This window comes from Streptomyces beigongshangae (genome assembly GCF_019710745.1).
Lineage (GTDB): Bacteria > Actinomycetota > Actinomycetes > Streptomycetales > Streptomycetaceae > Streptomyces > Streptomyces beigongshangae.
Map to the genome: position 1 here is coordinate 24,419 of NZ_JAHKJW010000053.1, position 22,850 is coordinate 47,268.

General features: G+C 73.7%; 12 protein-coding genes and 1 pseudogene. 6 read left to right on the forward strand and 7 right to left on the reverse strand.

All coding sequences use genetic code 11. The features are described 5' to 3' along the window. Positions 1-517 precede the first annotated feature (517 nt). Entirely contained in the window at positions 518-3,232 is a 2,715-nt protein-coding gene (gene rph / locus KM933_RS30740; RefSeq protein WP_221358249.1) for a rifamycin-inactivating phosphotransferase, read from the forward strand. 298 nt (positions 3,233-3,530) lie between these two features. Then, positions 3,531-3,818 carry a helix-turn-helix domain-containing protein gene (locus tag KM933_RS30745; protein ID WP_260334406.1) on the forward strand — a complete coding sequence of 96 codons (288 nt, stop codon included), beginning with the start codon at positions 3,531-3,533 and terminating at the stop codon, positions 3,816-3,818. On the opposite strand, the gene KM933_RS30750 is transcribed toward KM933_RS30745, so the two are convergent. The 3 genes from KM933_RS30750 to KM933_RS30760 all read right to left on the reverse strand — a co-directional run bounded on the left by KM933_RS30750 (position 3,815) and on the right by KM933_RS30760 (position 6,685). Further along, positions 3,815-4,618: a hypothetical protein gene (locus tag KM933_RS30750; protein WP_221358250.1), complete on the reverse strand. Its 804-nt coding sequence runs from the start codon at positions 4,616-4,618 to the stop codon at positions 3,815-3,817. The genes KM933_RS30745 and KM933_RS30750 overlap by 4 nt on opposite strands. 440 nt (positions 4,619-5,058) lie before the next feature. After that, positions 5,059-5,922, reverse strand: coding sequence for an SCO6745 family protein (locus KM933_RS30755; protein WP_221358251.1), 864 nt, complete (start codon positions 5,920-5,922; stop codon positions 5,059-5,061). A gap of 58 nt (positions 5,923-5,980) precedes the next feature. Further along, the gene (locus KM933_RS30760; RefSeq protein ID WP_221358252.1) at positions 5,981-6,685 is read right to left on the reverse strand and encodes a GntR family transcriptional regulator; all 705 of its coding nucleotides are present in this window, start codon (positions 6,683-6,685) and stop codon (positions 5,981-5,983) included. A 162-nt stretch (positions 6,686-6,847) separates the two neighbouring features. Between KM933_RS30760 and KM933_RS30765 the strand changes: the two genes are divergently transcribed. Next, entirely contained in the window at positions 6,848-7,387 is a 540-nt protein-coding gene (locus tag KM933_RS30765) for a YbhB/YbcL family Raf kinase inhibitor-like protein (RefSeq protein WP_221358253.1), read from the forward strand. A 327-nt stretch (positions 7,388-7,714) separates the two neighbouring features. Here the strand turns inward: KM933_RS30765 and KM933_RS30770 are convergent, their stop codons facing one another. Together KM933_RS30770 and KM933_RS30775 are read right to left on the reverse strand one after the other, a co-directional pair. After that, positions 7,715-8,212 (reverse strand): peptidylprolyl isomerase, encoded by a 498-nt coding sequence (locus KM933_RS30770; RefSeq protein ID WP_221358254.1) that lies wholly within the window; start codon positions 8,210-8,212, stop codon positions 7,715-7,717. A gap of 251 nt (positions 8,213-8,463) precedes the next feature. Then, positions 8,464-9,774 (reverse strand): helix-turn-helix domain-containing protein, encoded by a 1,311-nt coding sequence (locus KM933_RS30775; protein WP_221358255.1) that lies wholly within the window; start codon positions 9,772-9,774, stop codon positions 8,464-8,466. Between the two features lie 964 nt (positions 9,775-10,738). Between KM933_RS30775 and KM933_RS40385 the strand changes: the two are divergent. Both KM933_RS40385 and KM933_RS40390 read left to right on the forward strand, forming a co-directional pair. Next, positions 10,739-11,032, forward strand: a pseudogene (locus KM933_RS40385) (PAS domain-containing protein); the annotation flags it as partial. A gap of 114 nt (positions 11,033-11,146) precedes the next feature. Further along, positions 11,147-11,401 (forward strand): LuxR C-terminal-related transcriptional regulator, encoded by a 255-nt coding sequence (locus KM933_RS40390; protein WP_308013598.1) that lies wholly within the window; start codon positions 11,147-11,149, stop codon positions 11,399-11,401. A 91-nt stretch (positions 11,402-11,492) separates the two neighbouring features. Here KM933_RS40390 and KM933_RS30785 read toward each other — a convergent pair whose 3' ends face one another. Beyond that, complete coding sequence (locus tag KM933_RS30785) at positions 11,493-12,011, reverse strand: RNA polymerase sigma factor (RefSeq protein ID WP_221358268.1); 519 nt, start codon at positions 12,009-12,011, stop codon at positions 11,493-11,495. 57 nt (positions 12,012-12,068) lie between these two features. Beyond that, on the reverse strand, positions 12,069-13,415 hold the full coding sequence (locus KM933_RS30790; protein ID WP_221358270.1) for a phthiocerol/phthiodiolone dimycocerosyl transferase family protein: 1,347 nt from the start codon (positions 13,413-13,415) through the stop codon (positions 12,069-12,071). Between the two features lie 530 nt (positions 13,416-13,945). Between KM933_RS30790 and KM933_RS30795 the strand changes: the two genes are divergently transcribed. Further along, complete coding sequence (locus KM933_RS30795; RefSeq protein WP_221358273.1) at positions 13,946-22,798, forward strand: non-ribosomal peptide synthetase; 8,853 nt, start codon at positions 13,946-13,948, stop codon at positions 22,796-22,798. Positions 22,799-22,850: the final 52 nt, after the last annotated feature.

Genomic DNA, 22,850 nt, shown 5'->3' on the forward strand with positions numbered 1-22,850 from the left:
GGTACCCACGAGGAACCGGAGTACCCCACCCTTCGGACCGACGGACCAGGCCCGCGTCCGGCACCTGACCCTAACCCTGCCGGGACCATCGTCCGCGCGCGGTGCCCTGTGGCCGTCCCGGCGGTGGCCGGGGGCCGACGGGAACCGCATCCGCGCGTGAACGCCCGGCGTGACGGTGTGACAACTCCAGCCGTGACCGCCGCGACTGCCGTGACTGTCGCGCACCCGGCGTCGGCGGAGCGGTGGCGCCGGCGGGCTCGGACAGGTGGCCGGGCAAACAAAAAGGCAAGGAGACCTCTCCTTGCCGCTCTCAAGGTATAGCGCACCGGGGGGCTTGCGGCAAGCCCTGGGTCGTGGCGCAGAATCGGCGGCCGAGGCCACGACCAGCGGAAACGGGGTATCACGTGCGGGTGTTGCTGTCGGTGTGCGAAGGGTGCGACGGCGCCGGACCGGTGGCGGGACCGCCCCGGCCGGTCTGTGCCGTGCGGCGGAGGGCAGCGACTTCGGAGGTGCCGCGATGACCGGGCGGACTGAACCGACTGAACGGACCGGGCGGACCGGGCGGTATGTGGTGGATCTCCGGGCGGTCGACGAGACACAGGCCGCGGTCGTCGGCGGCAAGGGCGCGCACCTGGGTGCGCTGTCGCGCATCGAGGGCATCCGCGTACCGGCCGGTTTCTGCGTGACGACGGACGCCTTCCGGCGCGTCACGGCGGGCGCACCGGAGCTCGGCGGCCTGCTCGACACGCTGTCGCGCCTGGACCCGGACGACCGGGAGGCGATCCGCACGCTCAGCGCGGAGATCCGCCGGACGATCGAAGGGATTCCCGTCCCGGACGATCTCGCGGCCGAGGTCGAAGGCGCGCTCGGCCGGCTCGGCGGACCGGTCGCCTGCGCCGTCCGCTCCAGCGCGACGGCGGAGGACCTGCCGACCGCCTCCTTCGCCGGTCAGCAGGACACCTACCTGAACGTCGTCGGGCCGGCATCGGTCCTCCGGCACATCAGCCGGTGCTGGGCCTCGCTGTTCACCGAACGGGCCGTGGCCTACCGCCGGCGCAACGGCGTCGACGACCGCACGGTCCACATGGCGGTGGTGGTGCAGCAGATGGTCCTCCCGGACGCGGCAGGCGTCCTGTTCACGGCCGACCCCGTCACGGGCAACCGCAAGGTCGCCACCGTGGACGCCGGCTTCGGCCTCGGCGAGGCACTGGTCTCCGGCCGGGTGAACCCTGACGTCCACAAGGTACGGGACGGCGAGATCGTCGCCGAGACGATCGCCGCCAAGCAGCGTGCCGTCCACGCCCTGCCGGCCGGAGGCACGCGGGAGGTGCCGGTCGAGCCCGGGCGGCAGACGCAGCCTGCGCTGACGGGTGCGCAGGTCCTGCGGCTCGTCCGGCTCGGGCGGCGGATCGAGGCGCACTTCGGCAGCCCGCAGGACATCGAGTGGTGCCTGGCCGACGACGGCTTCCGGTTCGTCCAGAGCCGGCCGATCACGACGTTGTTCCCCCTCCCCGGGACCGACGACCAGGAGAACCACGTCTACGTGTCCGTCGGCCATCAGCAGATGATGACCGACCCCATGAAGTCTCTGGGGAGCTCCATGTGGCAGCTGACGGCGATGGTGCCGATGCACGAGGCGGGCGGGAGGCTGTTCGTCGACGTCACCCGGCGCCTGGCGGCGCCCGCGAGCCGCGCCGCGCTGCTGGACGCCGTGGGAAGGTCCGACCCGCTGACCAGGGACGCCCTGGAGACCGTCCTGGCCCGCGGCGATTTCGTCCCGTCCCTCCCGGACCCGGACCCGGAGCCCGGCGGACCGCCGTCCGGCGGAGCGCCCGTACCGATCGAGACCGATCCCGCCGTCGTCACCGAACTGATCGAACGCAACCGCGCGTCCGTCGCCGCCCTGGAACGCGCCGTCCGGACGAAGGGCGGACCGGCGCTGTTCGACTTCCTGCTGGAGGACTTCGAGGAGCACCGGCGGATCCTCGGTGATCCGCTGAGCATGCAGGTGATCATGGCGGGGATGGAGGCCACGTGGTGGCTCAACGACAGGCTCCAGGAGTGGCTGGGCGAGAAGAACGCGGCCGACGGGCTCACCCTGTCCGCCCCCGGCAACATCACGTCGGAGATGGGCCTGGCGCTGCTCGACGTCGCGGACGTGATGCGCCCGCACGCGGAGGTGGTGGCGTTCCTGCGGCGCTTCCAGCACGGGAACACCCAGCGCGGGAACGCCCGGCGCGGGCGGGCTCATGGCGAAGGCACCCCTGACGATGACGTCCGGGGCGGAGGCTTTCTGGACGAGCTGGCGGGACTCCCGGGCGGGCGCGAGGCCCGTGACGCGATCGAGGCGTACCTCGACCGGTACGGCATGCGCTGCGTCGGCGAGATCGACATCACGAGGCCGCGCTGGCGCGAGCGCCCCGCCACCCTCGTGCCCGTGATCCTGGACAACATCAGGAACTTCGAGCCGGGCGCCGCCGCACGGCAGTTCGAACAAGGACGGCGGAAGGCGCGGGAGAAGGAACAGGACGTGCTGGCGCGCCTGCGGGCGCTGCCGGACGGGGACCGCAGGGCCGACGAGACCAAGCGGATGATCGACCGGGTCCGCACCTTCATCGGGTACCGGGAGTACCCGAAGTACGGCATCGTCAGCCGCTACTCCGTCTACAAGCAGGCATTGCTGAGGGAGGCCGGACGCCTGGTCGGGGCCGGTGTGCTGACGCGCGAGGAGGACATCTTCCACCTCACGTTCCAGGAACTCCACGACGTCGTGCGCTCGCGGCGGGTGGACGAACGGCTCCTCCGGCGGCGCGAGGACGCGTTCCGGTCGTACCACGCGCTCACCCCGCCGCGGGTGCTCACCTCGGACGGCGAGGCCGTCGACGGGGCGTACCGGCGCGACGACGTGCCGGCCGGCGCCCTGGTCGGACTGCCGGTCTCCGCCGGGACCGTCGAGGGGAGGGCCCGCGTCGTCCTCGACATGGCGGAGGCCGAGCTGCAGGCGGGCGACATCCTGGTCACGGCGTACACGGACCCCAGCTGGTCGCCCCTGTTCGTCGGGATCGCGGGCCTGGTGACGGAGGTGGGCGGCCTGATGACCCACGGCGCGGTGATCGCCCGGGAGTACGGTCTGCCCGCCGTCGTGGGTGTGGAGCGGGCCACCCGGCTGATCCGGGACGGGCAGCGGATCCGGGTGCACGGGACCGACGGGTACGTCGACCTCCTGTCCTGACCGGGCGCGCACGGCGACGGCGGCGGGGAATGCACGGAGAGCCGCACCGAAAAATACCGATCGATAATCGCACTGATGGGATCTTTTTGTCTTCGAGTTTGGCGCCCCTTGGTGCGGTTGCACAAATATGAGACCGCTGTGTTTCCCCCGCCGTCAGGGAGAGGAAAAATCTGCAAAAATAATGGAAGTGCGCTTTAGGCGAACCTAACGGTGGCATCCTGTCGGTGTCGAGAAACGCAGTCGACAGCGACAGGAGGCATCGACGGTGTGGTCGAACAGGCGCACACAGGACGCACCCTTGGGCGACGAACTCGCCCGCCAGGCGGCGACGGCTCTCGCCGGTCTGCTGGCGGCGAGAACGATGACTCGTACAGACCTGGCCCGTGCGATGGGTATCTCGCCCGGGCGTGTCAGCCAGATCCTGTCCGGCGACGAGAACCTCACACTGAAGTCCCTGGCCACCGTCGCCCAGGCCCTGCAGTCCAGTGTCGAGATCACGTTTCGTCTCGCCCCGCCGAGGCGTGAGGCCGCGCAGGACAGCCCGACCGACCGGCCGAGCTCCCCCTACGCGCCGACGGTCCGCTAAGGACGACGGGGTGCCCACTGTCCTGAACGGGGCGGCGGTACCTCACGCCAGACGGGCGCGGAGGCATGGAAGGCCGCCTCGTCACGGAGCTTGCGCAGCGCGGCGTCGCCGGTGCGATGACCGTGGTCGTGGGCGAGGTGGAGCAGCAGCTGGCATGCGTGCGCCGCCTCTCCGAAGTGGCACAGCGCTTTCGTCCTGTCCTCCGGCGAGATCCGCCGGCCGCTGTCGAGATGGGCCTTCTCCACGTCGTTCTCCGTCTTGATGGAGCGCTCGGCGGCCTTCCTCGCCTCTTTGGTCCGCTGCTCGATCTCGGTGCGGCGCTTGTCGAGGGCGCGCGCGCTCAGGCCGAATCCCGGTTCCTCCAGCCGCGACAGGAGATGGGTCCGGACGTTCGCGGCGAACCGGGCGAGCGCGTAGCCGTCGGTCAGGCCGAGGACCATGTCCTCGCACCAGTCGGCGCGGTCGCTGGTCAGTGCGCGTGACAGCGCGCCGAGCAGCCATGAGATGCCGAAGGTCAGCAGAGCGGTGACGGGCCGCCCCGAGTTCGGGGCCTTCTCGCGCGGTACGACGGCCGCCCCGGTCGCCACCCCGACGGCGACGGGAGGCAGGGACGACAGGTGGGGCAGGACGTACACGCAGGTCACCACGGCGATCACCGTCGTCGTCAGGAGCACGGTGGCGAACAGGGTCCTGGAACGGCGCGTGCCGGCGAGCCGGCCGCGCGCATGGAAGCGCAGCACCAGGCCGATCCAGCTCACCGCAAGACAGGCGATGGCAGGCAGCGCGACGGTTGAGACCATGTCGTCCCCCGATGGACAAGGCCGTACTTCTTCGGACGGCTTTTGAGCGAAAGGCAGGTCATTGCGTCCGGAACGTGCAGGACGTTGCGCGTCCGCTTTCCCGTGAGTACATAAGGATTTATCATCCTCGCCGTGCCTGCCGGGCGCATTTCTCGGTATTTACCCGTTTCGGTTCTCCGGGCACGCCTGGTGCGGCTGGCATATGTGCGCAGTTCTGGAACGAAAAGGCGATGGTCGAGTGAATGCGGCAATACCGCGATGCGGCGGCGCGCGGCAGTCGGGTGCTCCTGGCGCGACGTGCCGGGCGACCGGTTCGATCGCCACGCCGACCCGCCCTTCCGGCACCGTCGCCGGTCGTCGCGGCAATCGGAGAGCCGAACGTCACGTGGTGCTGCACGCCACCCGGCCGTAGTTACTGCGAGGGAGCCGGGCCCCGGCCCTCAGCCCTTGCCGAAGTGCACCGCAGGGAAGGCACCCGCTGCCCTGAGGGTTCCGGAGAAGCCGCCGGCCAGTTCGGTGAGACGTGCGGTGGCGGCCGGGCCGAGGTGGTCGTACGGGGCGGCGTCGAGGCGGTCGGTGAGCACCTCGGTCTCGCCGCGCAGGGCCGTGCCCGCCTGTGTGAGGTCGCCCGCCCCGTCCAGCAGGCCGCGCTCGCGCAACTGGTCCCGGGCGGTGTCCCACTGCTGCGCCGACCATCCGCGGGTCCGCATGAACACCGCCGATGTCGGTGCCGTGCCGGTGGCGTTGTGCAGGACCAGCGCCTCGACGCCGGACAGGCCGGCGACCGCCAGGGCGGCGAGGTGACCATCGCCTCGGTGTTCGCGCAGCAGTGTCGCGGCGTGCCACAGGGCCAGGTGCGGTTCCTCGGGTACGGGGAGGCCGGCGTTGGCGGCGTACAGCGGCCGTGCCTCCCGGCGGCATGCCTCGGTGGCGCGCAGCGCCAGTTCGGCCGCCTCGGTCATTTCCGCGGACGCGAGGGCCTCCTTTCCGAGCAGCCGCTGCAGCGTCCGGTCCGCGCCGCGCAGCCGTGCCGTGAGCACCGCGTCCGGTGTGGTGACGGTCCATGCGGCGGGGATGTACCGCCGCACGTGCTCGTGGTCGAAGTTGTAGAACGTCGCTGTGACGGTGCCCGCGTCGACGGCCCCGAGCGGTGCCGCGCGGCTCGCGAGGTAGGCCATGGCGCCGCGCTCCAGCCCGAGTGCCGCGAGTTCCTCCTGCGGTTCCGGCGCGAAGTACACGGATGCGTGCAGAGGGCTGACGGCGTGGTGGCAGTGGCGGCCCGTACTCGCCTCGAAGGTGGTCATGCTGTGGCTCCGGTTCTGGTGATCAGGCGCGGTCGCGCGGCCGGGCGGGCAGGGCGCATCAGGCTTCGTTCGTGGGTTCGCGGTGCGGGCGGTCGGTCAGTCCGGTCGCGGTCTGGGTGAGGTGCCGGGTCAGGACCTCGGCTGCGGTGTCGGCGTCGCGGGCGAGGGCCGCCTCCTCCAGCCGGCGGTGCTCGGCGGCGCCGTCCCGGTCGGGGTTGCGGTGCGCCGACCAGCGGCGGGCCAGTTCGCTCGCGGTCCACAGCCGGTCGAAGGTCTCCAGCAGGACGAGGTTGCCGCACCCCTCCAGCAGGGTGCGGTGGAAGAGGCGGTGGGCTTCGGCCCATGTGCTGCTGTAGTGCTCGCCCTCCTCCGGTACGTACGCCGGGGTGCGGGACAGACGGTGGTGGGAGGCGCGTACGCGGGCTTCCCAGTCCACGTCGCCGCGTTCGACGGCCATGCGCAGCATGACCGGTTCGATCGTCCGGCGGGCCTCCGCGATCTCCTGCCAGCGGCGGTCGGAGTAGGCCGGGACGGCGAAGCCGCGGTTGGGCAGCCGGTCGGCGAGGCCGTCGCCGACCACCCGCACGAGCGCCTCACGCACGACGGCCAGGCTCACGCCCTGCTCTTTCGCGAGGTCCTGGGGTTTGAGGGCATCACCGGGGGCGTGGTCCCCGCGCATGATCGCGTCCCGCAGGTGTGTGTAGACCTGCTCGGAGAGGATCTGCTTCCCCGCCGGGGGTGGGGTGTGAGTCGTCTGGGTCATGCCCACACGATAGACGATCGGATCAATAATCGATTATCGATGTTATGGTCGATCTCGCTGGTGAGCGGAAGCATGACCGCGCCGCCTCCTGGCGCCATCACGGCGGGACCTGCGCCGACCGCATCAGCACCACCCCACAGCACACCTGAGAGGCACGACACGATGAGCTCCAACGACCCCTTTGCCCGTCTCCCCGAGGCGGCCGCCTTCACCGTTGTCAGCACCACCGTCACCGACGGCGACGCATGGCCGATCGAGCAGTACTCCGGCCTCTCCGGCGTCCCCGGCGGGAAGGACGTCTCCCCACAGCTCTCCTGGAGCGGCGCCCCGGAAGGCACCAAGAGCTACGCCGTCACGGTCTACGACCCCGACGCCCCCACCGGGTCCGGGTTCTGGCACTGGGCGGTCGCCGACATCCCCGCCACCGTCACCGAGCTGCCCGAAGGAGCGGGCGACGACACCGGCTCGGGCCTGCCCGGGGGCGCGTTCCAGCTGCCCAACGACGCCCGCGCGGCCCGCTTCATCGGCGCCGCCCCGCCGGCAGGGCACGGCCCGCACCGCTACTTCACCGTGGTGCATGCCCTCGACGTCGACACCATCGGCGTCCCCGCCGACGCCACCCCGGCCGCCCTCGGCTTCACCATGGCCGGCCACATCCTCGGCCGCGCGGTCCTGACCGCCACCGCTGAGACCCCCGCCTGAAGAACACCCATGGGGCCCGCGCCGGGCACAACCGGGCCCTCCACCTGCGGCAACGTCCGGTGGGAGGCGCTGAGGGCCGCGGCGAACCGGCCGGCCACTTGTCCATGCCGAGCTGGAAAGTGCCGTACCGGTTGGTGTTCGACCAGAACGACGCCCGCACCCCTCGTCGGTCTTCATCCGAGGGTTCTCGCTGAACAGCGCTCGTGCGGCCGGAGGCCACACGGGGAAGGGCCTGCCGGGCCGCGAACGTCCGCCCCGGGCCCGACGGGCCGGACGCACGGCCGGAGCGGCCTGCGTCGAGCCGGTCGTGCGCCCGGGGCGGAGGTGTTACTTCTCCAGGACGCCCGAGGAGGCGATCACGATCTTCGCGCGGGTGGCACCGGAGTGCGAGCCCAGGGACTCGATCTTCTTCACCAGGTCCTGGCCCTCGACGACCTCGCCGAAGACGACGTGCTTGCCGTCCAGCCAGGACGTGAGCACCGTGGTGATGAAGAACTGCGAACCGTTGCTGTTCGGGCCGGCGTTGGCCATGGACAGCAGGAACGGCTTGTCGTGCTTGAGCTTGAAGTTCTCGTCGTCGAACTTCGCGCCGTAGATGCTCTTGCCGCCGGTGCCGTCACCGCGGGTGAAGTCGCCGCCCTGAAGCATGAAGTCCGGGATGACACGGTGGAAGCCCGAGCCCTCGTACCCGAAGCCGTGCTGGCCGGTGGCCAGCTCACGGAAGTTCTGCGCCGTTTTGGGAACGACGTCGTCGTACAGCTTGAAGACGATCCGGCCCGCGGCGTCGCCGTCAATGGTGATGTCGAAGAAGACGTTGGTAGACATGGGGGAATCCTGTCATGACGCCACGCACCGCTGTGCAGCCGCCCCGGTGCGGACACTCCGATGGCCGGGTTCCGCCGATGCGGAACAGCCGACGGAACAGCCGACGGCACGGCCGCACGACGGACTCCGCCGCCCGCAGCCCACCCGCCCGCTGCCCGTGCGGCCCACCGGCGCGCCGCAACCCTGTCGCCGCCGCCCGCGCGCCGGCTTCCCGCACGACCGGCGCCGGCGCAGGCACCGGCGCCGCTTCCTCACGCGCGTGCCGGTCGGCTTCGGTGAAGTGCCGTGCGGGAGTGCGTCTGCTCCGGTGGCCCCGTCGGGGAGGGCGTCGGTGTCTGCGGCGGGCGTACCTCCGCCAGCGTGGTGGCCAGGGTCTGCCAGACGTGCGTCGCCAGGTCGAGGTTCCGCGACTCCGCCGCCTGCCGGCCGAGCTCCTGGAGGGCCGCGATGCCCTCGTCGACGCGGCCCGCCAGGATCATCAGCCGGCCGTCGAGGACCGACAGCCGTACCCGGTCCCGGTAGGACAGGCGCAGCTCCTCCCCGCACAGCAGCGCACGGCTGAGCGCGCGGGCGTCGTCCAGCCGGCCCTGGTGGAAGGCGAGGTGGGCCTGGAGCGCCCGCACCTCCTGCACCTGCAGAGGAGTACCGATCAGGGCCAGGACGGACGCGGCCTCGCCCAGCCAGCGCTCGGCGGCGGCGACCCGCGGCGGTGACATCTGCAGCGCGGCGGCGGTGGCGGCGGCCCGCAGCCGGGACCACAGGAGCAGGTCGTCACCGCTCCGGGGAAGCCCGAGGGCCGTCTCCAGCCTGGTCTGGGCGGCCGCGTGGTCGCCCTGCCGGTTGCTGACCATGGCGGCCGTCCACAGGGCCTCGGCCGCCTGGGACGGCGAGGCCTCGGGCAGCAGTTCCCGCTCCAGCTCGTCGACGTGCCGCCCGGCCGCCTCCAGCCTGCCGAGTTCCGTCTCGATGCTGATGACCACCATCAGGGCGGCCATGGTGTCGGGCACCGGCAGCCTCTCGGCGCGGGCGATGGACAGGGCCTCCACGGCCGCCGGTTCCGCCGTCCGCATGTCTCCCAGCGCGCGCGTGCAGCGGGCGTACTGGACGTGCGACCGCACCCGGAGCTCCGCCGCCTCCAGCAGATCGCTCAGCTCGATGATCTCCAGCAGCCGCTCGCGCTCGCGCTCGTAGTCGCCGTCGCGGCCCGCGGCGCGGCTCAGCAGCCACAGGGCCTGCCAGCGGGCGGCGGGATCGTCGCCCGCGTCCTCCTCGACGGCGCGGCTGAGGGCCGCCGTCTCGTCCGTGCCGGGCGGCGCCGACGCCACGGCGGCCAGCACCCCGGTCAGGGACCTGCCGTCCGAGGGGCCGGTCAGCATGGACGCGTCGACACCGAGGCGCTGGGCGAGGTAGGTCACGGCGCGTTCGGTGGGGCGCCGTTCGCCCGACTCCAGGCGTGACAGGTATCCCGTCGACAGGCCCTCACCGACGAGGCCGGCCTGGCTCATCCCTCGTTCCAGCCGAAGCCTCTTCAGCCGACGGCCGAAATGGGGCTGTTCCAGCATGTCCCCCCTCCATCTCCCCCCTCCTTCTCCTCCCGTGCGCCCCTCCCGCGACGGTGCGGTCCGCAGGACCTGCGTTTTCCGTTCCCCCGGCGGGCGCGTGGAGTTGTCAACATTTTACGAACCGCCCGGAACGGCGGCAACTCGTGATGTGCAGGTCAACCACCTTCCCCAGAGGTCGCGTTGCCCTTGCGCACGGGCGCGGACCGGTGGCCGTGCACGCCGGGAACCCGTCCCGCACAGGGGAGTTGACAAGTTGCCCGGGTCGCTTGGCAAACTCTTGTCAGGGTGGTTGCCGCACCTTAATCTCGAAGGCGCCGTCCTGATGCGGTTCCCCTGTTCGTTCCGTGGAGGTATGCGTGCTGCGTCACCCCCGACCGCGCTCGTGGGAGATGCCGACCGTCCGGCTGTCCGGGACCATCGGTCCCGCGGCCGTCATGAGGACGGCGGTGGGCCCCGCGGCGCACCAGGCGTTCGCATTCTGCGGTGCCGGTGCCGGTGCCGGTACTGGTGCCCCGGCCTTGGCCGCACCCCCGCTGCCCGGCGGGCCCCCCTCCGGGCGGGACGGTGAGATCGAATGGCCCTGACAACGTTATCCAGGTGTCGGCCGGCCTGACGCCGGTGCCTCTGCTCCTGATCGGATCCGGGAGTTCCGGCACCCGGCGCCGGAACTCCCGGAACGACGCGGAGCACTTGGCCCGCGGCCACCGACGAGGTGGCCCGCGCACTCACCGGACACCTGCCCGCACCCGGGCACCGGCGTCCGGGTTCCGCTCCGCGTCCGCAACCCTTCCCAGCCCCCACGCGCAGGAAGAAGGACGGTACGTCCGTGGCGACCACGAGTTTCCCCGACGCTTCGCCCCGCAGGAAGAACCGAGCCGCACACCCGGCTCCCCGCCCCCGCCGCGACATCGCCAGGAGTGGCGCCCCGCGCAGCGCCGCTCCACAGGATGTCTGCACCGCCCATGTGTCTCCGCAGGACCTGGTCGTCAGGGCCGCGGACGCCGAATTCGCCCGCCAATTCGGCCTGAGCGCCGACGGGATACGCGGATCGAGACTCGTCGATCTCCTCCGCTCTCCCGTTCCCGCACGACTGCGGCAGCAGTTCGCCGCGCTTTCCTCGGGCCGGCTGCGGCGTTTCACGGAAAGGGTCACGGGCCGGGACGGAACCGGTCTGGCCTTTTCCGCGGAGTTGACCGGAACAGCCGTCAGGAGACCCTCGGGAGAGGTGTCCGGAATTCTCGTTCTCCTGCGCCGCACAGGAGACGCACGGCAAACGGTGAAGAGCAAGGATCCGGTGAAGGGAAAGGAGGCTGGAAGGGAGCCGGGAAAGGGTGAGGAGGCGGAAAAGGCGACCGGAAAGGGCGGGGAGCCGGTGCCGGCCGGCACCGGACCCGTGCTCGACGCCCTGGACGCCCAGGTCCTGGAAGGCGTGGCGGGCGGTGAGTCCACGATGCAGCTGGCCTCCCGTCTCTATCTGAGCCGTCAGGGGATCGAGTACCGCGTCGGACAGATGCTGCGGAGGTTCGACGCGCCCAACCGTCCCGCCCTGGTCGCGCGTGCGCACGCGCTCGGGATGTTCGCTCCCGGGCAGTGGCCGCCGCATGTCCTTCCGGAGCGCGTGAAGTAGCGCCCGACCCGCGGGGCCGCGTCCCGCCGGTCCGGCGGCCGTGGCGGTGCCCACCGCCACGGCCGCCGTCGTACGGGCGCCGCGCCCGCCCCTATGCCGCCGTGGGCTGCCACGCCTCCTGGAACCGGCGGCGGGCGCGGAACAGGCGGGAGCGGACCGTGCCCACGGGCAGGGAGAGGACCTCGGCCATCTCCTCCTCGTTGAGCCCGTAGGCGCGCAGGGTGAGGACCTGCCGGTGGGCCTGGGACAGCCGTTCCAGGACGTCGCTGATGTGCACCGCGTCCAGCGGGTTGGCCTCCTGCCGTGACTCCATCTCGGAACAGGTCCGTTCCTCGCCGTAGCGCTTGGCGGTCCGGACCGCCTCGCGGATCGTCACCGAGCGCACCCAGCCGTGGAACGCCGCCGGTTCGCGCAGGGTCTTCAGACCGCGGTAGATGGCGAGCAGCGCTTCCTGCGTGGCGTCGGCGCCGTCGTCGTGGGTGACGGAACGGCAGATGCGCGCGACGTAGGGCGTGATGGAGGTCAGCAGCTGGTTCATGGCCGCTTCGTCGCCCGACTGGGCACGGGGGAGCAGCGTCAGGGGGGAGGGGAGTTCGGTGACATCGGCCATGTCGGAAAGGCTCCTTACGACGCCGGGTCGGCGGGTGCGTGGACGGAGGGGCCGCGCTCAGCCCGCGGCCGCCCGTGCGGGCTCGGGCTCCGCCGCGGTCGCGAAGGCGAGGAGCCCCTCGCGCACGTCGTCACGGAACGCCCGCATGAAGGACGGGCTGAAGCAGGCGGTGTAGTACGGGAACTCGATGGCGAGCCGGCCCTCGAAGGAGACCACGCACGCCATGACGGGGCTGCGTCCCGCCTGCGGGAAGTAGTGCTCGCGGGCCGGCACCAGGCGGACGTCGACCGCCTCCAGTTCACCGGGCAGCCGGGGGCCGGGGACGACACCCATGTTGGTGGCGATCACCGTGGCCAGCTGCAGCGCGGGGTTGCGGGGGATCTCCGGCGTGATGCGCACCTCGTGGAAGTGGTCGCCGCGGGAGATGTAGTCGCTCAGGCGGGCGTGCACGGTGCGCGCCGTCTCCAGCGGGTCCGGGTTCCCGGGCACCTCCAGGGTCTGCAGGTGGGTGGTGACCGCGGGCACCATGGCGGACGCGGACAGCGGCGGGGACAGCCGGGAGCGCAGGTCGACGGGGGAGAGGCAGCCCAGGGTGCGGGGGCCGTCGCCGTCCAGGCGCCGCCTGGCCGTGGTCAGGAGGGTCGCGGCGACGAGCGCGTGCACGGAGACACCGGAGCGCCGTGCCGTCCGGCGCAGACCCGTGGTCAGCTCCGTGTCCAGGAGCAGCCGGCAGACCTCGATGTGCCCGTCGTCGGCGGCCCCCGCACCGCCGGCCCCCGCGTCGGCGCCTTCGCCGTCGACCTCCGGGCGCCGGACGTCGTAGGGCACCAGCGTGACCGGGTGCAGCCCCGCCTCCTCGATACGGCTGTCGAGGTACCTGGCGGTGTCGGCCTCGTCGGCCGCGGGCAGCAGCCGGCTGACGGGCTCCGGCCACCGGGGCATGCCGGACACGGGGGTCCCGTCGGCGCGCCCGCCCTCGACCAGCGTCCGGTAGTGGTCCCACAGCGCGTTGTGCAGCGCGATGCTGCTGTGGCCGTCCGTGACGGTGTGGTCCACCACCAGCAGGAACAGGTGGTGCTCGCCGTCCGGCGCGCTGACCAGGACGGCCCGGCTCAGCGGGCCCCCGACCGGCAGGGGGTTGTTCAGCTCGGCCGCGTACGCCTCCTCCTCGTCGCCGGTACGGGTGACCAGCCGGGGCCGTTCGTCCTCGCCGAGGAGGGACAGCGCGTGGCCCGCGCCGTCCGGCACGATGCGCGACCGCAGCGTCGGGTTCGCCTCCGTCATGGCGTCGAACGCGGCCGACAGCGCCTCGACATCGACGCGTCCGCGCAGCGCGCAGGACAGGAAGGCCCTGCTCCGCTGGCCCACGTAGAGCGACTCGACCGGACACAGCGCACGGTGCATGCCGTCAGCCTTCTTTCCGTTGTCCATTTCATGTGTCCACGGCCCGGGAATGCCCACGGCCTGGGAATGTCCATGGCCCGGGAACGGCCTGCCGCCGTCGTTGTCCGCGGAGGATCGGGAAGTCCTTTCGAGAGTGCACCGGAAAGCGCTGTCGATTCCATCCGGGAAGCGCCGCTCGGCGAAGTCACGTGTTTTCCCTAAAGGTTGTTCCGGACCGGGCACCCTTCTGCCCCTCGGTCGTTCGGGCACTCCCTCGCCCCCCGGCCCTTAGGGAAACACCTGGACGGCCGCCCGTGAGGCCGGTCCGGGCTTGACCCGGTGGGTTCCGGCATTCCACCGTTGGGTGCTGTGAAACCGGGGCCGGGCGGTGCGTATCCCCTGCCCCTGGTGTGCGACCCCCTTTTCCGCCCCGTGGGCCGGCCCGGCGCGTACACACACGTGAGGGCGGCACGGAGCGGTGGCCGCACCCGTCCGACCGGCCGGGCCTTCGCCGTCCGGGACATTACGGCTTGTCACGTGAGGGTTGTGCTATGTCACTGCAGGAGGACGAACGTCGACCGCTGTCCGGGGCCCAGCTGTCCGGAGCCCAGGAGGGACTCTGGTACGCCGGGCGGCTGGCACCGGACAGCGCCGCGTACAACACCGCGGAAGCGGTGGAGATCCACGGACCCCTCGACACCGGCCTGTTCGAGGCCGCGCTGCGGCGCACCGTCGGCGAGGCCGACACCTTCGCCCTGCGCTTCACCGACACCGACGAGGGCCCCCGCTGCCACCCCGCCCCGGACGCCGACGACTGGCCGCTGCACCGGGTCGACGTCGGCGGCGCCGAGGACCCCGGGGCCGCCGCGTGGGAGTACGTCCGCGCCGACCTCGCCACCCCCGTGGACCTGGACAAGGGCCCGCTCTTCGCGCACTCCCTGCTGACCCTGGCCCCCGACCGCCACATCTGGCTGCTGCGGGCCCACCACCTCCTGCTCGACGGCTACAGCTACAAGCTCCTCGGGCGGCGCCTGGCCGAGACGTACAACGCGCTGGCCGAAGGCCGGGAGCCGGAGCCCTCCGGCTTCGCGCCGGTGAGCCGGCTCCAGGCCGAGGAGGAGGCGTACCGGGCCTCCGAGCGGTACGTCCGCGACCGCGACCACTGGGCCGGGCGCCTGGCCGGCCTGCCGGAGCCCGCCCGGCTCACCTCCCGGTCGGCCGCCGCCACCGCCCCCTTCCTGCGCCGCACCGCCGAACTCGACCCCGTCGAGGCAGGTGCCCTCACGGCGGCCGCCGACCGGCTCGGCGTCTCGCGCACCGACCTGCTGACCGCCGCCACCGCCGTCCACCTGCACCGGATGACCGGGGCAGGGGACCTGGTGCTCGGCATGGCCACCATGAGCCGGCTCGGCAGCGCCGCCCTGCGCACCCCCGGCACCGCCTCCGACGTCCTCCCGCTGCGCGTGGCCGCCGACCCCGGCACGCCCGTCGGGGAACTGGTGCGGGCCGTCGCGGACGAACTGAAGGCCCTGCGCCGGCACCAGCGGTACCGCGGCGAGTTCCTGCGCCGCGACCTGGGCCTGCTGGGCACCGGACGCCGGCTGTACGGGCCGGTCCTGAACATCGTCCCCTTCGACGAGTCCCCGGTCTTCGGCGGCCACCCCACCACCTGGCACCACCTGTCCGGCGGGGCCGTCGACGACCTGCAGATCTCGGTGCGGCCCGGAGCCAGGGCCGGGGGACTGTGGCTGGCCTTCGACGCCAACCCCGCCCTGTACGAGGAGGACGAACTCGCCCTGCACCGCGACCGGTTCCTCAAGGTGCTGCGCGGACTGGCCGAGGCCCCGCCGACGGCACCGCTGGCGGAACTGGACCTCCTGCTGCCGGGCGAGCACCCCCGCGACACCCCCGTACGCACCTGTCCCGCCGGGCGGACCCTCACGGAACTGTTCGAGGAGCAGGCGGCGTCCGTGCCCGGCCGGACCGCCGTCACCTGCGGGGCCGAACAGCTCACGTACGCCGAGCTCAACGCCGCGGCCAACCGCCTGGCCCGGCTGCTGACCGAACGCGGCGCGGGCCCGGGACGCGTGGTGGCGCTGGCGCTGGAACGCGGCGCACGGCTGCTGCCCGCCCTGCTGGCCGTCCTCAAGACCGGCGCGGCCTACCTCCCCCTGGACCCCGGTCACCCGGCCGAGCGGCTGCGACTGGTGGCCGAGGACGCGGCTCCCGTCGTCCTCGTCACCGAGCGCGCCCACGCCCACCTGGCCGGGGACACGGTCCCCGCCGTACTGCTGGACGACCCCGGGGTCACGGCGGACCTCGCCCGCCGCTCCGCCGCCGACCTGGCCGACACCGACCGGCACGGGCCGACGGGTCCGTCCGACACCGCGTACATCATCCACACCTCCGGCTCCACCGGCCGCCCCAAGGGCGTGCCCGTCCCGCACGCCAACGTCGTACGGCTGCTCGCCGCCGCGGCGGAGCACTTCGACTTCGGCGCGGACGACGTGTGGACGCTCTTCCACTCCTACGCCTTCGACTTCTCGGTGTGGGAGATCTGGGGAGCCCTGCTGCACGGCGGCCGGGTCGTCGTCGTTCCGTACGCCGTCAGCCGCTCCCCGCGGGACTTCCTGGAGCTGCTGCACCGGGAGGGCGTCACCGTCCTGAACCAGACGCCGTCCGCGTTCGAGCAGCTGATCGACGCCGACGCGGAACGGGCCGGGGACGGGACGGGGGACAGCGGCGCCCTGCGCTACGTCGTCCTGGGCGGCGAGGCCCTCACCCCGGCACGGCTGCGCCCCTGGGCGGACCGGCACGGCCTGGACCGCCCGGCGCTGGTGAACATGTACGGCATCACCGAGACCACCGTGCACGTCACCCACCACCGCGTCACCCGGGCCGACCTGGACGACCCGCGCCGCGGCAGCGTCATCGGCACCCCGCTCGCCGATCTGCGCGTCCACCTGCTGGACCCCGCCGGGCGCCCGGTGCCCCCCGGCGCGGTGGGCGAGATGTACGTCTCCGGCGCCGGGGTGGCCGCCGGCTACCTCGGCCGGCCCGACCTGACGGCCGAGCGCTTCCTCGACGACCCCTTCGGCCCGCCCGGCACCCGCATGTACCGCTCGGGCGACCTGGCGCGGCGCCGCCCCGACGGGACGCTCGACTACCTGGGCAGGGCCGACGCGCAGGTCCAGCTCCGCGGCTTCCGCGTCGAGCCCGGCGAGATCGAGGCCGTCCTCGCCGCCCATCCGCGCGTCGCCCGCGCCGCCGTCGTGGTCCGCCGCGCCGACAACGGCTCCCGCCAGCTCGTCGCCTACACGGTCCCGGCGGACGGCGCCCCGGCGGACCCCGCGGAGCTGCGGGCCCACGCCGCCGCCCGCCTGCCCGAACACATGGTCCCGGCCGCCTGCGTCCCCGTGGACACGCTGCCGCTGACCGCCAACGGCAAGCTCGACGTACGCGCCCTGCCCGCGCCGGACTTCGCCGCCCGGGCGGCCGGCGCCCGCCCGGCCACGCCGCAGCAGGCGCTGGTGTGCGGCCTGTTCGAGGAGGTGCTGAAGCTGCCCGGGGACACCGTGGGCACCGACGCGAACTTCTTCGACCTCGGCGGCGACTCCCTGCTCGCCACCCGCCTGCTGGCCCGCCTGCGGCACGGCACCGGCGCCGAGATCCCCATCACGGCCCTCTTCGACACACCGACCCCGGCCGCCCTGGCCGAGCGGCTCACCGAAGGGTCCGGCGCCGCCCTGCCGCGGCCCGCCCTCGGTGACGCCGTACGCCCGGAGCGGGTGCCGCTGTCCTTCGCCCAGGAACGCATGTGGTTCCTCCACCGCCTCGACGACGGGGCGGCCACCTACAACATCCCGCTCGTCGTCCGGGCGGACGCCGACCTCGACCCCGACGCGCTGGAGGCGGCCCTCGGCGACCTGGCCGACCGCCACGAGAGCCTGCGCACGGTCCTCGCCGAGCACGACGGGACGCCGTACCAGCGGATCCTGCCCCCCGGCGGACCGCGGCCGCCCCTGCACCGCGTGGACTGCCCCGCCGCGGAGACCGCCGCCCACGTCACCGCCGCCCTGCGGCACCGCTTCGACCTGACCGCGGAGAGCCCCCTCGCCGCCTGGCTGCTGGGCACCGGGCCCGACCGGACCCTGCTGTTCGTCCTGCACCACAGCGCGGCCGACGGCTGGTCGCTGCGCCCCTTCGCCGACGACCTGAGCACCGCCTACGCGGCCCGCCGGGCGGGCCGGGCGCCGCAGTGGGCCCCGCTGCCGGTGCAGTACGCAGACCACGCGCTGTGGCAGCGCGCCCTGCTGGCCCCCGGACCGGACGGCACGGGCCGGCTGGAGCGGCTCACCGCGCACTGGCGCGGCGCGCTGGACGCCCTGCCCGAGGAGTGCACCCTGCCCGGCGACCGGCTCCGCCCCGCCACGCCGCGCGGCGGCGGCGCGCACGTCGGGGCCACCGTCGACGCGGCCCTGCACCGCGACCTGCTGAACCTCGCCGACCGTGCGAACGCCAGCCTGTTCATGGTGCTGCACGCCGCCGTCAGCGCCCTGCTCACCCGCTGCGGCGCCGGCGAGGACATCGTCCTCGGCACCCCGGTCGCGGGCCGCACCGAACCCGCCCTCGACCACCTGATCGGCCTGCTCACCAACACCGTGGTGCTGCGGGCCGACACCTCGGGCGACCCCGCCTTCCGGGACCTCCTCGCCCGGCTGCGCACGGCCGACCTGGCCGCCCTGGACCACCAGGACCTGCCCTTCGACCGGCTGGTGGAGGAGCTCAACCCGCCCCGCACCCCCGGCCGGCACCCCCTGTTCCAGGTCATGCTGGCCCTGCAGAACAACGAACCCGCCGTACTGCGGCTCGACGGGACGCGGGCACGGCTGCGGCCGACCGCCACCGGCACCGCCAAGTTCGACCTCTTCGTCGACGTCCTGGAGCGCCACACCCCCGAGGGCACCCCCGACGGCCTCACGCTCCACGTCGAGTACGCCACCGACCTGTACGACGCCGGTACGGCCGAGGCGTTCGCCGGGGCCCTGCACGACGTCCTGCGCGCCGTGTGCGCGGATCCCGGGATCCGCGTCGGCGAACTGCCGGCGGTCCCCGCCCGCACCCCCGCCCCGGCCCCGGCGGACACCGCCGCGCTGGAGGACGCGGCACGGTCCGTGCCCGGCATCCGGGACGCCCGCGCCCTCCCCGGCGCCGACGGCGGCCCGCCGCGCCTGTACGTGGTGCCCGGACGGGCGGACGCCGCGGAACGCGTCGAGGACGCCCTGGACCGGGCGGGCCACGGCACGGTCCGGGTCACCGCGGTCAACGCGCTGCCCCTCGGCGCCGACGGCACCGTCGACACCGGGGCCCTGCGCGCCCTGCCCGCCGTCGACCGCACCGCCGCCGGGGCCTGGCGGGAACGGCTGGCCCGCGTCCCCGGCGTCACCGCCGCCGAGGTGTCGGTGGAGAACATCCCCGAGGAACTCGGGCGCCGCCACGCCGGCCTGCCCGGCCGCGCCGACGCACCCGCGCCCGCCGGCCGTACCGGCGCCGCGGCGTCCGCCGTCCCGGCGCTCAGCGAGGGCCCCGCGCTGGCCGAACCGTCCGTGTCCGGCTGGGCCGACGCCCTGCGCCGCGCCGCGGAGCGGAACCGGGGCGACATCGTCCACGTCCACGCCGACGGCAGCGAACACCGCCGCAGCTACGCCTCCCTGATCCCGGAGGCGTCCCGGGTGCTGGCCGGCCTGCGCCGGGCGGGCCTGCGCCCCGGCGACCAGGTCATCCTCCAGTGCGACGCGACGGAGGACTTCCTCGCCGTGCTGTGGGGCTGCATCCTCGGCGGCTTCGTCGCCGTTCCCCTGACCGTTCCCCCCTCCTACGACACGCCCTCGGCGGCGCTGACCAAGCTGGAGGGCATCTGGCGGATGCTCGGCCGGCCCTGGATCGTGTGCTCCGCGGACCGCGAGGCCCCGCTGCGCGGCCTCGCCGCCCGGCAGGACTGGCCCGGACTGCGGCTGACCACGGCCGACGCCCTGCGCGAGGCCCCCGAGGACCACGACTGGCACGCCGCCCGGCCCGACGACCTCGTCCTGATGCTGATGACGTCCGGCAGCACGGGCCTGCCCAAGGCGGTGCGGCTCACCCACCGCAACGTGCTGACCCGCTCCGCCGCCACCGAGCAGCTGAACGGGCTGGGCCCGGCGGACGTCTCCCTCAACTGGATCCCGCTCGACCACGTCACCGGCGTGGTGATGTTCCACCTGCGGGACGTGTACCTGGGCTGCCGCCAGATCCACGCCCCCACCTCCTGGATCCTCCAGGACCCGCTGCGCTGGATGGACCTCGCCGACCGCCACCGGGTCACCGTCACCTGGGCGCCCAACTTCGCCTTCGGCCTGCTAGCCGAGGAGTCCCACCGCTTCACGGACCGCGCCTGGGACCTCTCGCCGATGCGGCTGGTGATGAACGCCGGCGAGGTCGTCGTCGCCCGGGCCGCCCGCCGGTTCCTGCACACGCTGAAGCCCTTCGGCCTGCCGCAGGACGTGATGCACCCCGGCTGGGGCATGTCCGAGACCTGCTCGGTGGTCACCGACGCCGTCCTGCCCGGCGAACCGGCGGACGGCGAGGGCACGTTCGTCAGCTGCGGACGCCCCTACCCGGGCTTCGCCATGCGGATCGTCGACGACGGCGCCGCGGTGCTCGCCGAGGGCGACGCCGGGCGGCTCCAGGTCCGCGGCACCTCCGTGACCGGCGGCTACCACGACAACCCGGCCGCCAACGCGGAGGCGTTCACCGACGACGGCTGGTTCGACACCGGCGACCTGGCGTTCCTGCGCGACGGCGAGCTCTACATCACCGGCCGCGTCAAGGACGTCATCATCGTCAACGGCGTCAACCACTACAGCCACGAGATCGAGGCATGCGTCGAGGAACTGCCGCACGTCGTGCGCAGTTTCACCGCCGCGGTCGCGGTGCGCTCCGACCCCTCGTCGCCCACCGACGAACTGGCCCTCTTCCTCCACCTGGCCCCCGAGGCCGCCGCGCGGGACACCGCGGGCGCCCTGCGCGAGATCGCCGGCAAGGTGACCCGGGAGATCGGCGTCAGCCCCGCCTTCCTGATCCCGGTCGCACCGGACGACATCCCCAAGACCGAGATCGGCAAGATCCAGCGCACCAAGCTGCGCAAGGGCTTCGAGGCCGGCGACTTCGACGAGCAGGTCCGCGGGGCCCAGCTGCTGCTGGGCGGCTCCGCCACCGTCCCCGACTGGTTCCTGCGGCCGGTGTGGCAGCGCGCGGAACCGCCCGCCCGCGGCGCGACGGCCCCCGGCCGGCACACCGTCGTGCTCACCGGCGGCGACCCGCGGGTCCAGCGGCTCGCCGGACGGCTGGCCGACGCCCTGCGCACCGGCGGCGGCCTGTGCACCGTGGTGACCGAGGGGTCGTCGTACGGCCGGCTCGACGCCGCCCGCTACCGTGTCCGGCCCGCCGAGGAGGCCGACCTCACCGAGCTGCTCCGGCAGCTGGAGCGCGACCGGCGCCCGGTCGACGCGGTCCTGCACCTCGACGGCCTGCGCGGCGCCGGGGCCCTCCGGACGGCACCGGCCGACGGGCCCGGCGCGGAGCCCGCGCCGCACGACGCGGCCGGCCCGGGAACGGCGCCGTACGACACGGGCGCCACGGAAGGACTGCTCGCGCTCGCCCGCGCCCTCGCCGCCCGGCCCGGCCGGCCGCGCCCCGTCGACCTGCTGTACGTGACCGCGGGCGCCCAGGGCGTACGCCCCGGGGACCGCCCGCACCCGGCGCACGCCATGGCGGGCGCCCTGCTCAAGTCGCTGGGCGAGGAGTTCGGCTGGCTGCGCGGCGCGCACCTGGACCTCGCGCCGCACGACGGCGAGGACCCGCTGCCCGTCCTGCTGGCCGAGTCGGGCGCCGCGGCGGACGGCGCGGAGGTGGCGTACCGCGACGGACACCGTCACGTACGGCGCCTCGAACCCCTGCCCGACACCCCCCTGCCCGGCACACCGCCGCGCACCGGACAGCCCGCGTCCGACGGCTTCACGCTGCTCACCGGAGGACTGGGCGGCGTCGGCAGCGAGCTGGCGGCCCACCTGCTGCGCACGCCCGGCACCCGGCTGCTGATCCTCGGCCGCACACCGCGGGCCGAACTCGGCGCGTCCGGCGGCGAGGACGCACACGGCGGCGAACCGGACCGCGCGCAGGTCCTGCGGCGGCTGGGCGAGTCGGGCGAGGTCCGCTACGCCTGCGCCGACGTCACCGACGAACACCGGGTGCGGGACGCCGTGGACGCGGCCGCACAGGAGTGGGGCGTACCGCTGACGTCGGTACTGCACCTGGCCGGAACCCTCGTCGAACGCCCCGCGGACGACCTGGACCACGCCACCTGGCGCCGGGCACTGGAGGCGAAGGCCCGCGGCGCCTGGACGCTGCACCGGCTCACCGCGGACCACCCGGTCCACTCCTTCGTCACCTTCTCCTCGGTGAACGGCTACTTCGGCGGCGCCATGAACGCCGCCTACGCCGCCGCCAACGCCTACCTGGACGCCCTGGCCCAGTACCGCCGCGGCCTCGGACTGCCCGCGCAGTCCCTGGCCTGGAGCATGTGGCGCGAGCACGGCATGAGCCGCGGCTACCGGCTCACCGCCCTCACCGAGGCCCGCGGCTACCGGCTGCTCGACGCCCCCGCCGCGCTGCGCTCCTACGACCTGGCCCGCGCCCTGGACGAGCCGCACCTGCTGATCGGCGCCGACCGCAGCGCCCCCTGGGTGCGCAGCCACGTGACGGCCCCGGTCCGCCAGGTGCGCCGCCTGGCCGCGCGCGTCGGCCTGGAGGACGGCACCGACCTGGGCGCCCTGTACCGGGCGGCGGCCGACGGCGCCCGTGCGGCCGGCCTGGACGACGGGGCCTGGACGCTGCGTTCGGCGGGCACCACCGAGCACCGGGAACGGGCGGACGCGGGGGAGGACCTGCGGCGGCTGGAGAGCCGGCTCGCCGAGGTGTGGTGCGGGGTGCTGGCCCGCGACCGGGTGGGCCGGGACGAGAACTTCTTCGACCTGGGCGGCAACTCCCTGCTGCTGGTCACCGCCCAGACCGCCGTGAACAGCGCCTTCGGCACCGACCTCTCGGTCGTCGACCTGTTCGCGCACCCCACCGTACGGGACCTGGCCCGCCACCTGGCGACGCGCGCCGGCGCCGGGACCGGGACGGCCGGGGAACCCCCGGAGCGGGGCGGACCCACGGACGAAGGGGCCGCCGGCCCCGCGGCACGACGGCCCGACGCGGCCGCCCCCGGCGGCCTGGACCGCGCCAGGGAACAAGCACAGCGGCAGCGCGCGGCCCGCGCCCGGCGCACCGCACGGCACGGGAAGGACCGAGGCCATGCATGACGACACCACCGCCCCCCACGACACAGCCCACGGCACAACCCACGGCGAGGAG